The sequence below is a fragment of the Xanthomonas sp. WHRI 6108 genome (assembly GCF_040202385.2).
Taxonomy (GTDB): Bacteria; Pseudomonadota; Gammaproteobacteria; order Xanthomonadales; family Xanthomonadaceae; genus Xanthomonas; species Xanthomonas arboricola.
The window spans coordinates 129,785-143,281 of the sequence record NZ_CP168198.1 but is presented as its reverse complement, the minus strand read 5'-3'; the positions used below and the strand labels follow the sequence as shown (position 1 = coordinate 143,281).

General features: G+C 66.4%; 7 protein-coding genes. 3 read left to right on the top strand and 4 right to left on the bottom strand.

Translation table 11 applies throughout. The features are described from left to right. Positions 1-7 precede the first annotated feature (7 nt). A complete protein-coding gene (locus ABQ039_RS00585; RefSeq protein WP_349778273.1) occupies positions 8-3,208 on the bottom strand; it encodes a TonB-dependent receptor in 3,201 nt (1,066 codons plus the stop codon). A gap of 245 nt (positions 3,209-3,453) precedes the next feature. Then, complete coding sequence (locus tag ABQ039_RS00580; RefSeq protein WP_349778274.1) at positions 3,454-6,234, bottom strand: TonB-dependent receptor; 2,781 nt, start codon at positions 6,232-6,234, stop codon at positions 3,454-3,456. A gap of 285 nt (positions 6,235-6,519) precedes the next feature. On the opposite strand from ABQ039_RS00580, the gene ABQ039_RS00575 reads away from it, so the two are divergent. Continuing rightward, on the top strand, positions 6,520-7,542 hold the full coding sequence (locus ABQ039_RS00575) for a sugar kinase (protein ID WP_349778275.1): 1,023 nt from the start codon (positions 6,520-6,522) through the stop codon (positions 7,540-7,542). 178 nt (positions 7,543-7,720) lie between these two features. Here the strand turns inward: ABQ039_RS00575 and ABQ039_RS00570 are convergent, their stop codons facing one another. Together ABQ039_RS00570 and fabV are read right to left on the bottom strand one after the other, a co-directional pair. Continuing rightward, entirely contained in the window at positions 7,721-8,008 is a 288-nt protein-coding gene (locus tag ABQ039_RS00570; RefSeq protein ID WP_054591801.1) for a hypothetical protein, read from the bottom strand. Between the two features lie 167 nt (positions 8,009-8,175). Beyond that, complete coding sequence (gene fabV / locus ABQ039_RS00565; RefSeq protein ID WP_102255262.1) at positions 8,176-9,384, bottom strand: enoyl-ACP reductase FabV; 1,209 nt, start codon at positions 9,382-9,384, stop codon at positions 8,176-8,178. A 292-nt stretch (positions 9,385-9,676) separates the two neighbouring features. Between fabV and ABQ039_RS00560 the strand changes: the two genes are divergently transcribed. Together ABQ039_RS00560 and ABQ039_RS00555 are read left to right on the top strand one after the other, a co-directional pair. Next, positions 9,677-13,027 carry a winged helix-turn-helix domain-containing protein gene (locus ABQ039_RS00560; RefSeq protein ID WP_349778276.1) on the top strand — a complete coding sequence of 1,117 codons (3,351 nt, stop codon included), beginning with the start codon at positions 9,677-9,679 and terminating at the stop codon, positions 13,025-13,027. Next, on the top strand, positions 13,024-13,428 hold the full coding sequence (locus ABQ039_RS00555) for a hypothetical protein (protein ID WP_024939867.1): 405 nt from the start codon (positions 13,024-13,026) through the stop codon (positions 13,426-13,428). Before ABQ039_RS00560 ends, ABQ039_RS00555 begins: the two co-directional genes overlap by 4 nt. Positions 13,429-13,497 lie beyond the last annotated feature (69 nt).

The following is a 13,497-nucleotide window of genomic DNA, read 5'->3' as shown; positions in this document are numbered from 1 at the left end:
CTCCTGGTCAGAACTTGTAGCGCGCGCCGATGTAGTACTGGCGCCCGGTGACGGTGTACTTGTCGGGCAGTTCCAGCGTGGAATCGACGTAGCGGCGGTCGGGGGTGTCGAGCAGGTTGATGGCCTCGAAGGTCAGCGATAGCTGGTCGTTGAGCTTGTAGGACATGTTGAAATCCACGTTTTCCACGCTGTATTTGCCGGTCACGTCGGCCGTGACCAGGCGCTTGCCATCCAGGTCGTAGACGTCTTCCTGGGCGAGGATGTTGTTGATGTAGCCATCGCGATAACTCGTGGACACGCGCGCACTGAAGCGGCCGTCGTCGTAATAGACGGTGGCGTTGTAGGACTGCGGCGAGAGGTTGAGCAGGTCGCGCTCGGTGGCGGTGGTGGTGATGCTGGTATTGCTGCTGCCGGCGGTACTGAACAGGTAATTGATCTTGGAATCGACCTGGGTGTAGTTGAGCTGCACGCCGAAGTTGCGCCAGAAGCCGGGCAGGAAATCGAAGGCCTGCTGGTAGGTCAGCTCGAAGCCCTTGAGCGGGCCACCGGGCGTGTTGAAGTAGCTCTGCACGTTGAAGATGGTGTCCGGCGTGAAGCCTGCGGGGAGCAGGTCCAGCGAGTAGCCCATCGCTTCCCAGGTGCTGAGCACGCGGGTGCGCTGCACGTAGCTGTCGATGTCCTTGTAGAACACCGCCGCCGACAGCAGCGAGCCTTCGCGGAAATACCACTCGGCGCTGAGGTCGTAGTTGGTGGAGCGGAACGGGTCGAGCTTGGGGTTGCCCAGGTTGATCGAGAAAAAGCGCCCGTCGTCGAAATACTGGGTGGGGCCGCCGCTGACGCTGGGCGACAGGTACGCCAGCGTGGGGCGCGCCATGGTCTTGGCCGCGCCGAAGCGCAGCACCACCTCGTCGCTAACATCCCACGACAGGTTCAACGAGGGCAGGATGTCGCGGTAGTTGTGGTTGACGGTGGTGGGCACCAGCAGGCGCTCGCCGGCCGCGGCGGTGGCGCTGGCCACGCCGAAGAACGACTGGCAGTTGGGCGAAATCGCACCGGCCGCGGTGGCCGTGCACGGCGCATAACCGCTGGCGGCGATCTGCGTCTGCACATAGCGCACGCCCAGGTTGCCGCGCAGCGCGCGGCCCCACAGGTCGGTATTGAAATCGAGTTGCAGGTAGGTGCCCAGGCTCTTTTCGTTGACGGCGAAATTGTTGTTGGACGAGCCGAAGTGGCCGACATCGGCCAGCCGGTAGTCGCCGCCGGGCACGCCGGTGTCGCAGTCGCAATTGATGTTGAGCAGGTCGGCGACCTTCTGGAAATCCGGAATCACCCAGGTGGTGGGGAAGCTGCCGTTCAAGCTGCGGCCGAAGCCGTCCAGATTGGTGCTCAAATCGCCCACGCCCACACCGGCCGGCAATGCCTGCGCCAGTCGCCCGTAGGAGATGTTGCGCGACTCCGACGTGTCCATGTCGTAGTTCTTGTAGGCCAGCCCGGTGCGGAAGGTGAAGGTGGGGCTGATGTTGAATTCCAGATCCACCTTGGCGGTATCGAAGGTGTTGCCCACCGACTGCGGGTTGAGCCGCACCTCGCTGATGTTGGTGCCGCGCGCGGTGCCGTTGCTGTTGACCGGCACTGCGCCATAGCCAAGCCACTGCCAGTTATTGGGGTTACCCGCGTCGAACGGGAAACTCATGCTGGGGTAATCGCCGCCACCGCGCCGGTCCAGCACGAAGCCGTCCAGGTTGGTGTTGTCGAAACTCACCATCGAAAACTCGGGGCGTTCGTAGTCCGAGGTCGAGTGGCCGACCAGGGCATTGACGCGCACCTGGTCGTTGAAGCGGTGCTGCAGGTCCAGGCTGAACTGCTTGAACTCGGTGGATTCTTCGATGTTGCTGGACTCGGTGCGGAAGTCGACGTTGTCGAACACGCCGTAGGTGAGGCGGTTCTGCTCGTCCACCTGGGCCTCGCGCACGGCGATCTGGGTCTTGCCGCCGAAGTTGGCGGTGCGGTGCAGGTTGGCACCGACCGAGTCTTCGCGCTGGTCCTTGTCCAGCTTGGAATACAGCATGTCGAAGTTCAGCAGGGTGTCGTCGCTGACCTTGAATTGCAGCGCGCCGGTGACGCCGAGGCGTTTGATTTCGTGATCGGTGCGGATGTAGCGCGGATAGCGCGGAATCCAGGCGTTGGTAGCGGTTTCGTAGGCCTGGATGTTCTCCGGCGTGTTGGCCGGGCGCGCGATGCCGGTGCCGCAGTTGGTGGCGCTGATGCCGTAGCTGCCCCAGCCGTTGTTGCGGTCCTGGTTGGCCTGCGAGCCGACCCCGGCAGGGGTTTCGTTGGCCAGCGGGTTGCGCGGGGTCTGCGGGTTGTAGCCCACCGGCGAACAGAAGCCGTAGGTGCCGTTGTTGGTGGCGGTGCTCTGGTTGGAGTTGCGGTAGTTGCCGTGTTCCCAGCGCACCGGGTTGTAGCCTTCCTCGCGCAGGTGGCGCTCGCTGTAGGACACCGACATCAGCGCGCCGACGCGGCCATCGGCCCAGATGTTGCTGATCAGGCCGGAAAAGCGCGGGTCCTTTTCACGCGAGAGATCGTTGTAGCCGTATTGCGTGGACGCGGCCGCTTCGAAGCCGTCGAAGTCGAACGGGCGCGAGCCGCGCAGGTCGACCGTGGCACCCAATGAGCCTTCGTCCATCTGCGCCGACTGGGTCTTGCTGATGGTGACGCGGCTGAAGAGTTCGGAGGCAAAGGTATTGAAGTCGAAACCGCGGCTGCGGTTGACGCCATCGCTGCCGCTGCCGGCGGTGGCCAGCGCTTCCAGCCCGTTGATGCGCACGCGGGTGAAGTCCGAACCCAGGCCGCGCACGGAGATCTGCTTGCCCTCGCCGCCCTCGCGGTCGATGGAGACGCCGGCGATGCGCTGCATCGATTCGGCCAGATTCAGATCGGGAAACTTGCCGATGTCTTCGGCATAGATGGCATCCACCTGCTCCACGCTGTAGCGCTTGGCGTCCAGCGATTGCTGCAGGCTTTCGCGGTAGGTGGCCTTGACCTGCACACGGTCCAGGTCGACCGCATCGGTGGGCGTGGCCGGCGGGCCGACGGTTTGCGCGGCAGCGCTCACACCGTGCAAGGCCAGGACGATGGCCACCGACAGACGTGCGGCGGACAGGCGGACGCCTGCCTCGGCGGCGGGACGACGCAAACGGGCTTGCATGATGCACTCACTCCAATGGCACTGGCTGCAATGACGCGCTCAGCCTCCCCACGGGCCACCGGCGTCGACATGAGCGACCGACAGCACCGCTGCGCAGTCGTCAGGCGACTGTCCGCTGCGTGGTGCCTGACGCTTCCAACATCACGCCCACCGCGTTGCATGCGTGCAGCAACGGCAACGCATGCGCAGCGATCAGGCGTCGGATCGGGGCCCGCTGCGCATGTGCGCAGCGGGCAGACAGCGGGTCAGAACTTGTAGCGCAGGCCCAGCAGGTACTGGCGGCCGGTTTCGGCGTACTGCAGCGGCAGCTGGCCGGTCCGCGGCGAGGACACCCATTCGTCGGAGGCTTCGTTGGTGAGGTTGATGCCTTCCAGGCTCAGCTCCAGCTGCTTGCTGATCTTGTAGCGCAGCGAGGCATCGAGGATGGTGGTGCCGGTCATGCCGTGCACGCCGTCGACGTTGAAGCCGGTTTCCGCACCCGGTGCCTGGGTGAGGTAGTCGTCGCGGTTGGTGGCCGACACGCGCCCGGCGAAGGAGTCGCCTTCGTAGAACAGCGTGGCATTCCACGACGAGCGCGACAGCCCGAGCAGGTCGTTCTTCATCACCGGTGCGCCACTGCTGGCCAGGTACTGGATCTGCGAATCGACCCAGGTGTAGTTGAGCTGCACGCCCAGGTTGGCCCACTTGCCCGGCAGGAAGGTGAAGGGCTGGGTGTAGTTGGCTTCCACGCCCTTCAATTCGCCGCCCGGGGTGTTGAGCGGGATGCTGAAGGCGAAGTCGTCGTTGACGGTGGCGCCGGTGCCCTCCAGCAACGAGGCCGGCAGGCCGCTGCTGGAGTACGGACGCACTTCGCGCGCGGTCTGGATGAAGCTCTCGATGTCCTTATAGAACAGGCCGACACCGAGCATGGCGCCTTCATTGAAGTACCACTCCAGGCCGAGGTCGACATTGGTGGCTTCGATCGGGTCCAGGTCCGGGTTGCCGCCGGCCACGGTGCGCGCACCACCGGCCACCGCCACGGTCACGCCGGGGGTGAGGCTGCCCAGGCCGGGGCGGCTCATGACCTTGGCCGCGCCCAGGCGCAGCAGCAGGTCCGGTGCCAGTTCGGCGACCAGGTTGAACGAGGGTAGCGTGTTGTTGTACTTGCGGCCCACGGTGGTCAGCGCCGGTGCGTTGTTGATCAGCGCATAGCCGGTGGATTCCTGCTCGGTGCGCACATAGCGCACGCCGAAGTTACCCGACAGCGGGATGGAGCCCAGGTCGGTGGAGAACTCGCCCATCAACCACACGCCGCGGTCCTTTTCCTCGACGCTGCGGCTGTTGTTGACGCGCGGCGCCACGGCGAAGGTGCCGCTGTTGCTGTAGATGCCGAACAGGTCGGCCACCGCATCCAGGTTGGGCACCACCCAGCTGGACGGGCTGCCGTTGATGCCCTTGAGCCCGGCCTGTTCGGTCAGATCGGCCGGCACGATGGTGCTGCCGTTGGCGAAGGTGGGCACGGACAGTTCGTTGGCGCGGCGCAGCTCGACCGTGCTGAAGCTGTAGTTCTTGGCCAGCACGCCGCCCTTGAGGCGGAAGCCGGGGCTGATGTTCCAGTTGAAGTCGATCTGGCCGGTGTCGAAATCGTTGTCCACCGACTGCGGACGCAGGCGGATTTCGGCCAGTTCCCAACCGGCGGGGTTGGTCGGGTCGATGCCGTAGTTCAGCACCGGCGCGCGGCTGTTGCCGCGGTAGTCGTAGCTGTACCCGTCGACGTCGTACTTGTCCATGATGATGGTGGTCTGCACCGGGTTCTCGTGCGCAGAGCGCGAGGTGCCGACCCGGGCATTGATGCTGAAGTCGTCGTTGAAGCGGTGCTCCAGGTCCAGGCTGACCTGGGTGAACTTGGTATTCCACTCGTCGTGGCGGTTTTCCGAGCGGATATCGACATTGTCGAACTCGCCATAGACCAGCGCGTTGTTGCGGATCTCGCCGTTGCGCACGATGGTGCCCGGCTTGCCGTCGCGCACCGGCCGGCGCGGGGTGAGACCGTCGCGGTTGCGGCTGAAGGAGATCGCTTCGATGTAGTGCTCGTCGCGCTTGGCGTCGATCTTGGAATACAGCGCGTCCAGCGACAGCGTGGTGCGGTCGGTGGGCTTCCACTGCAGCGAGCCGGTGACGCCCAGGCGTTCCTGGTCGTGGATCTGCTGGGTGTAGCGCGGGAAGCGCGGGTGGTAGACATCGGCCGAACGCGCCGCGGCGTACGGCGAGGCGGGACTGAAGTTGCCGTTGCTGGGGCCGTTGGCCCAGCGGCCGGTGTTGGCGCCTTCTTCCAGCACCTCGCGCTCGGTGTAGGCCACCGACAGCAGGGCGCCGAAGGTGTTGTCGGCCCAGGTGTTGGCGATCAGCGCGGCCACGCGCGGGTTGGCCTTCTCGGCCATGGCGTTGTAGGCGGCCTGGCCGCTGGCGGCGAAGGTGAAGCCGTTGTAGTCGAACGGACGCGCGGTGCGCAGGTCGACGGTGGCGCCGAGCGAGCCTTCTTCCACATCGGCCGAGGCGGTCTTGCGCGCGATCAGCTGCGAGAACAGGTCCGAGGCGAACACGTTGAAGTCGAAGCCGCGGCCGCGGTTGGTGCCGCCGCTCTGGTCGCCGGCACCGACGGTGGTGAGCGCTTCCATGCCGTTGATGCGTACGCGGGTGAACTCCGGGCCCAGGCCACGTACCGAGATGGCGCGGCCTTCGCCGGCCTCACGGGTGATCACCACGCCGGGGATGCGCTGCAGCGACTCGGCCAGGTTGAGGTCGGGGAACTTGCCGATGTCCTCGGCGACAATCGCATCGACCACGCCGGCTTCGCCGCGCTTGATGTCCAGGGCCTTTTCCACCGAGGCGCGATAGCCGGTCACCGTGACGGTGTCCAGGTCGACGGCCGGTTCTGCGGGCGCTTGGGTGGTTTCTTGTGCTGCCAGGTGGCCGCTCAGCGCAAGGCCGATCGACAACGCCAGCAAGGTAACCGGTGTCTTCCGGCTGGTGGTCCGAAATTGCATGTCCTCCCCTCCCAAGGGTCCATGAACAACATGAAAGTCTGGTTGTGAGCGGCAATGACACCGCTGGTCAAAACGACGTTACCAGCTGAATCCTCCCGTAACATCTTGCAGCGCAGCAGAAAACGTCACCAAATTTGCCCAAAAGGGGTGCAAGCGGTCACTGCGCGTCGCATCATGGGCCTCGCCCGGCGCGTTTGGCGCCGGCTAGAATGACACCGATGGTCATCCTGACGCGCAGCGGTTCCCCCACACCGTGACGCACCACACAGCCGAGGTAATTGCCGCATGAGTCGTGCCCGTATCCTGTGCTTTGGAGAGTTGTTGCTGCGCCTGGGGGCGCCTGGTCACGAGCTGCTGCTGCAGCAACCGCGGCTGGACGTGCACTGCGGAGGGGCCGAGGCCAATGTCGGCGTGTCGCTGGCGCATTTTGGCCATGACGTGGCCATGGTCAGCACGGTGGCGGACAACCCGCTGGGTGCGGCGGTGCTGGGCGAGTTGCGCCGCCACGACGTGGACACGCGGCATGTGCGGCGGGTGGATGGGCGCATGGGGCTGTACTTCCTGACCACCGGCGCGATCCACCGCCCCAGCGAAGTGGTCTACGACCGCGCCGACTCGGCGTTTGCGCTGGCCCCGGCCGACGCCTACGACTGGCCGGCCCTGCTGGATGGGGTGCAGTGGCTGCATCTGTCCGGGGTCAGCCCGGCACTGGGTGCGGACGTGGCGCAGGCCACGCTGGCGGCGGCACGCGCGGCGCGTGCGGCCGGGGTCAAGGTCTCGTTCGACGGTAATTACCGGCCCAAGTTGTGGCAACGCTGGCAGGGCGATGCGCGCGGCATCCTGCGCCAGCTGTTCGCCTGTGCGGACGTGGTGTTTGCCGACTACCGCGACATCGGCGTGGTGCTGGGCGGCGAGTTCCCGCAGGACACGCTGGAAGCGCGCGTGGAAGCGGCCGCGCAGCAGGCCTTTGCCGCATTCCCGCAGCTGCAGCTGATGGCCTGCACGCAGCGCGTGGCGCACAACGTGGACCACCACAGCCTGGGCGCACTGCTGGTGCCGCGCAGTGGTGCGGTGGCGCGCGCGCCCAGCGAGGAACTGACCCCGATCATCGACCGCATCGGCGGCGGCGACGCGTTTGCCGCCGGCGTGCTGCACGGCCTGATCGAAGGCTGGTCGCTGGACGACACGGTGCGCTTCGGCCTGGCGGCCGGCTGCCTGAAGCACTCGATTCCCGGCGATTTCAACCCGCTCTCGGTAGCCGATGTGCAGGCCTGCGTGGGCGATGCGCGGTTTGATGTGCGGCGCTGACGCTACGGGAATCGGGAATCGGGATTGGGGAATCGTAAGAGCTTAAGAGCGCTGGCTTTCGGCGCTCTGTCCAGGCTTGTTGCTAACGGAGCGCGGTGCGCTCAGAACTGACGCGTTGTTGCGGCCGCAGGGCCGCGGGCAGGTACTTGCTAGGTGTTGTTCGCTGCGCTCACGCGCTTCAGGCGGGCGCACGGCTGCGGCGTTTGTTGGTGATCCATTTGAAGCCTGCGCTCAGCAGCACCACACACAGCGACGCCGGGACGCTGAAGAACAGCGTGATCAGCAAGGCGTGGTTCCAGGGCGGTGCAGAGCCGTCCTGCATCACCACGGCACACACGACGGCCGTGGTGATCAACAGATTGGCGATCGCCTTCAATGACCAGTGCAACCTGACGAAGCGCAGCAATACAGCACAGGCCACGCTGACCACAACGGCCAGCACCAGAAAGGCAATCAGTTTGTCCATTGGGGGCGGGGATTTGGGATTGGGGAGTGGGGATTCGTAACAGCGAGGGCAACCGGCATCGATTGCCGATTGTCCTTGCCGCAACGTATTTGGATCCAGCGAAGATCAGCGATGCAGCCACCCACCGCGCTTGCAAATCCCAAATCCCGATTCCCGAATCCCTGCTCTCAGCTCAGCTCGATGCAATCGAAGGTCACGTCCGTCTCCACATCGGCGTCGTAATCCACATCGTCGCGCTCGAAGCCGAACAGCTTGAGGAACTCGTGCTTGTAGCCGGCGTAGTCGGTGAGCTGGAACAGGTTCTCGGTGGTGACCTGCGGCCACAGCGCCTTGCAGGCGTCCTGCACGTCGTCGCGCAGTTCCCAGTCGTCCAGGCGCAGGCGGTTTTCGGCGTCCACCTCGGCGGGCTGGCCATCTTCGCGATACAGGCGCTCGCGGAACAGGCGGTCGAGCTGCTCGATGGTGCCTTCGTGCAGGCCCTTTTCCTTCATGATCTTGTAGACCATGGAGATGTACAGCGGCATCACCGGGATCGCCGCGCTGGCCTGGGTGACCACCGACTTGAGCACCGCCACGTTGGCGCTGCCGCCGCGCTTGGCCAGGCGCGCGTTCAACCGCTGCGCGGTGTGGTCCAGGTCGACTTTGGCCTTGCCCAACGCACCGTGCCAGTAGATCGGCCAGGTGATCTCGGTACCGATATAGCTGAAGGCCACGCTGCGCGCGCCGTCGGCGAGCACACCGGCGCCTTCCAGGGCGTCGATCCACAGCTCCCAGTCCTGCCCGCCCATCACGGTGACGGTGTCTTCGATCTCCTGCGCGCTGGCCGGCTCGATCGAGGCCTGGATGATGGTGTCCTTGTTGGTGTCGATGGCGGTGGCGGTGTAGGTGTTGCCGATCGGCTTGAGCGCCGAGCGCTTCACTTCACCCGTGCCCGGCAGCTTGCGCACCGGCGAGGCCAGCGAATACACCACCAGGTCGACCTGCCCGCCCATCTCGGTCTTGATCAGCTCGATGACCTTCTCGCGTGCGGCATCGGAAAACGCATCGCCGTTGATCGACTTGCTGTACAGGCCCGCGGCCTTGGCGTGCTTGTCGAACGCGGCGGAGTTGTACCAGCCGGCGGTGCCGGCCTTGCTGGGGCTGCCGGGTTTTTCGAAGAACACGCCCAGCGTGTCGGCACCGAAGCCGAACGCGGCGGTGATGCGCGAGGCGAGGCCGTAGCCGCTGGATGCGCCGATCACCAGCACCTTCTTCGGGCCGTCGTTGCGGACGCCGCGCGCGCGCGTGGCCGCGATCTGCTCGAGCACATTGCGCTCGCAGCCAAGCGGATGCGTGGTGGTGCAGATGAAGCCGCGCACTTTGGGATGGATGATCAACGTGGACTCCTGGTCAGCAAGATGCTGGCGGCATCTTAATCGCTGGCCTGCTGGCGAAACAGCCTGAGGCGCACCACACGCCGCTGTATGGCGCTGCGTGAAGCCCGCTTGCAGCGCCAGGCATGCCGCACGACCGGGCATGCATCTTCCGCGCACGGACGCGAACGAACGGCGATCACCATCGATTTCCTGCGTCAGCGCCTGTGCTACTTTTGCGCCTGCCGTGCCGTGCCTGGCCGCGCCTGATGGCGATCGTCGAGGCTCCTCCCACCGTGCGACCGGTATCCGAGCGATGTCTCTTCGAAGCGAGCGCGTCACGCAGCTGGGCTCCGTCCCGCGGTTTCGGCTTGGGCCCTTGCTGGTCGAGCCGGAACGGCTTGCGCTGATCGACGACGGCCAGACCATCGCGCTGGAACCGCGCATGATGGAAGTGCTGATCGCGCTGGCCGAACGGGCCGGCGAGGTGGTCAGCGCCGAGCAGTTGCTGATCGAGGTGTGGCACGGCAGCTTCTACGGCGACAACCCGGTGCACAAGACCATCGCCCAACTGCGCCGCAAGCTGGGCGACGACAGCCGCCAACCGCGCTACATCGAAACCATCCGCAAGCGCGGATACCGGCTGCTGCCCAAGGTGGTGTTTCCCGACGATTATCGCGGTGCGGTGATGGGCACGCAGGTGTGGGGACACGGCAGCCCGTATGTGGGGCTGCAGGCGTTCGATCCCGCACACGCCGAGGTCTTCTTCGGCCGCAGCCATGCGATTGCGCAGGTGCTGGGCGCGATGCGCGCGCAATTGCACAGCCAGCGCGGGCTGGTGCTGGTGAGCGGCGCCAGCGGCTGCGGCAAGACCTCGTTGCTGCGCGCCGGCGTGGTGCCGTTGCTGGCGCAGCCCGGCGGGCTGGATGGGCTGGAAGCCATTGCGGTGGCGTACTGCAACCTGGCGCAATGCCGTGGCGGCGATGTGCTCGACACACTGGCGCGCGCACTCGGTGACTGGGAAGCGGGCGGGCGAGCGGTGTTTTCGCCGGCGCAGATGGCGGCGTTGCCCGAGTGGCTGCAGCGCCCTGCCCCGCTGCATGCGGCCATTGGCGAGGCGATGCGTCAACGCCCACCAGCGCGCGACAGCGCACAGACCCAGCGCCATCTGCTGCTGGTGATCGACCACGCAGAAGCGCTGGTGGCCACGCCCGGGATCACCGATGCCGACCGCGCCGCACTGGCTGCGGCCTTGCAGGCACTGTGCAGCAGCGCGCAGGTGGCGGTGCTGATGCTCACCCGCAGCGATTTCTACCCGCGCCTGATCGACGCCTTGCCACAGATCGTCGAACTCAAACGCGGCGACGGCCACGTGGATCTGCTGGCGCCGCGCGATGGCGAGATCGGCCAGATCATCCGCGTGCCGGCGGCCATGGCCGGGCTGCGCTTCGAAGAGGACCGCGACAGCGCCAGCCGGCTGGACGATGTGCTGCGCGATGCCACCGCGCGCCAGCCCGATGCCCTGCCGTTGCTGCAGCATCTGCTGCATGCCTTGCACGCGCAACGCAGCGACGACGGGCTGCTGACCTTTGCCGCCTACCGCGCATTGGGCGGGCTGGAAGGCGCATTGGCGCACCATGCCGAACACACCTTTCGTGCCCTGCCGGCTGCCGCACAGGCGGCGCTGGGCCAGGTGCTGAGCTTGCTGAGCGTGATCCACCCCGACAGCGATGCGGTGACCGCGCGGCGTGCGCTGTGGTCGGCGCTGCCGGCGCACGGCGCAGCGCGCGTGCTGGTGGATGCCTTCGTGCAGGCGCGCCTGTTCGTCAGCGAGCTGGTGGCCGGCGAGCCGGGGTTTGCGGTTGCGCATGAAGCCTTGCTGCGGCAATGGCCGCGCGCGGCCGAGTGGATCCACGAAAACCGCCGTCTGCTGCAGGCACGCAAGCGGCTGCAGCTGGCCGCACAGCGCTGGGCTGCCGAAGGCCGGCGCAGCGATCACCTGCTCAACAGCGGCCGCCCGTTGAGCGAAGCGCGCGAGGCGGCGCGGCGCATGCCGCAGGATCTGGATGCGCTGGACCACGCGTTCCTGCATGCCTGCGAGCGCTCGCAACGGCGCCGCCGCGGCCTGTATGCAGCGGCGGCGACCTTGCTGGTGGTGTTGGCGAGCGCCTCGATGCTGCTGGGCTGGCAGGCGCGGCAAGCGCAGCAGGTGGCCGAACAACGGCGCGACCAGGCCCAGCAACTGGTGAGCTACATGCTGGGCGACCTCGCCGAGCAGTTGCGCACGGTGGGCAACCTCAAGCTGCTCGACAGCGTGGGCAGCCGCGCGCTGCGCTATCTGGAAGACCTGCCCAGCGCGAGCATGCAGCCGGGCGATCTGATCAACCACGCCCGTGCGTTGCGCACCACCGGCGAGGTGCTGATGAACCAGGGCAAGCTGGACGAGGCGCAGGCGGCATTCACGCGTGCCGCCGCCACTGCCGCGCAGGCGCGTGCGCGTGCACCGGCGTCGCTGGAGGCGCACGCCGAAACCGGGCAGACCGCGTATTGGCTGGGCGATCTTGCCTACCGGAGCAAGCAGTTGCCCGTGGCACAACGCTACTGGTCGCAGTACCTGGCTGCCTGCGAACACCTGGTGCGCGCCGCGCCGCAGGATCCGCACTGGCAACTGGAGCTGTCATACGCCCTCAACAACCTCGGCACGCTGGCCAAGGAGCAAGGCCGGACCGGCGCGGCGATCGGCTTGTTTGCACGCTCGATCGCCCTCAAGCGCCAGTTGCTGGCGCGCACACCGGACAACGCGGCGCTGCGCTACGAGCTGGTGGACAGCCTGTCCTGGCTGAGCCTGGCGCAGGAAATGCAGGGCTCGCTGGCTCCCGCCGAGCAGGGCTACCGCGAGCAGATCGCCATGCTGCGTGTGCTGGTCGACCACGATCCCGACGCGCATGCCTGGCGCAGGCGTCTGGCCGGCTCACTGATCCGCGTCTCCAACCTGGCACTGGCGCGCGGCCAGCTGCACCAGGCGCAGACCGATGCGCAGGACAGCCTGCACATGCTGCAGGCGCTGGTGGCCTTGCAGCCGGACAATGTCGCCTGGCGCCGCGATCTGGCGCATGCCGACGCCCAAGTCGGCTGGATGGCCGCGCTGGACGGGCAGCCCGAACTGGCGGTGCGGCACCTCGAGCGCGCCCGCCAGACCATGGCCGGGTTGCTGACACAGGCGCAACCGCTGCCGGAGTGGCAGTGGCTGGACGCCATCATCGCGCTGCGCCTTGAGCGCGTGCAGCGCACGCGTGCGGGCAACCACGCCAATGGCTTGGCGCCGATCGTTGCGCAACTGGATGCCCTGCACCGCGCCAGGCCCGACGATCTGCTCGGCCTGGCCGCGCTGGCCCAGGCGCTGGTCTGGCAGGGCGAACAACAGGCCGCCGCCGGCGACGCAGCCGGCGCACGCGCGGCGTGGCAGCGCGCGGTGGCGGTGTTGGGCAAGGACATCGGCAACAGCCGCGACAAGAACCTGCTGGACCCATGGATTCGCGCACAGGTGCATCTGGGCCAGCGCAGCGCCGTTACGCAACAGCTCGGATGGCTGTATCACGCGGGCTACCGCCACCCGGGATTCGTCTCCCTCTATGCCCCGCTTTTCAAGGAACAGGACAGCTCATGACGGACTTCAAGATCAAGCTCACGGTGGCGCGGGTGGGATTCGGCGGCAACACCGGTGCCGGCGAGTATTTCTACAGCTTCGCCCCGGACCTGCTGATTGTGGACAAGCACGACAAGGCATCGACGCTGCACTATTACTTCGATGAAGACGTCGTCCCCCGGCATTTCAAGATCAGGAGCCTGCTGAGTTCCGATGCCTTGAAACAGATCGGGCAACCCACGATCAGCCCCGACGGCCGCAGCGTGCAGGTCACCAATGCCAATAGCGTCCCGACCCTGATCTTCCTGACCATCATCGTCGAGGACGAAAGCCGGAAGGACAAGAAGACCTGGTTCAGCTGTGACCCCCAGGTGGGCAACGATCCGCAGATCAACCCGCAGGAAACCCCGCCCCGGCCGTAAGCCCTGCGTCGACCACCGTCTGGCGGCTCGCCGCCAGGCGGTGTGTTGCTGCGGCACAGCGTGCGCATG

Bases quoted from the DNA above. Each gene is read 5' to 3' on its own strand.
- ABQ039_RS00585 (WP_349778273.1), bottom strand. From the start codon at position 3,208: ATGCAAGCCCGTTTGCGTCGTCCCGCCGCCGAGGCAGGCGTCCGCCTG.
- ABQ039_RS00580 (WP_349778274.1), bottom strand. From the start codon at position 6,234: ATGCAATTTCGGACCACCAGCCGGAAGACACCGGTTACCTTGCTGGCG.
- ABQ039_RS00575 (WP_349778275.1), top strand. From the start codon at position 6,520: ATGAGTCGTGCCCGTATCCTGTGCTTTGGAGAGTTGTTGCTGCGCCTG.
- ABQ039_RS00570 (WP_054591801.1), bottom strand. From the start codon at position 8,008: ATGGACAAACTGATTGCCTTTCTGGTGCTGGCCGTTGTGGTCAGCGTG.
- ABQ039_RS00560 (WP_349778276.1), top strand. From the start codon at position 9,677: ATGTCTCTTCGAAGCGAGCGCGTCACGCAGCTGGGCTCCGTCCCGCGG.
- ABQ039_RS00555 (WP_024939867.1), top strand. From the start codon at position 13,024: ATGACGGACTTCAAGATCAAGCTCACGGTGGCGCGGGTGGGATTCGGC.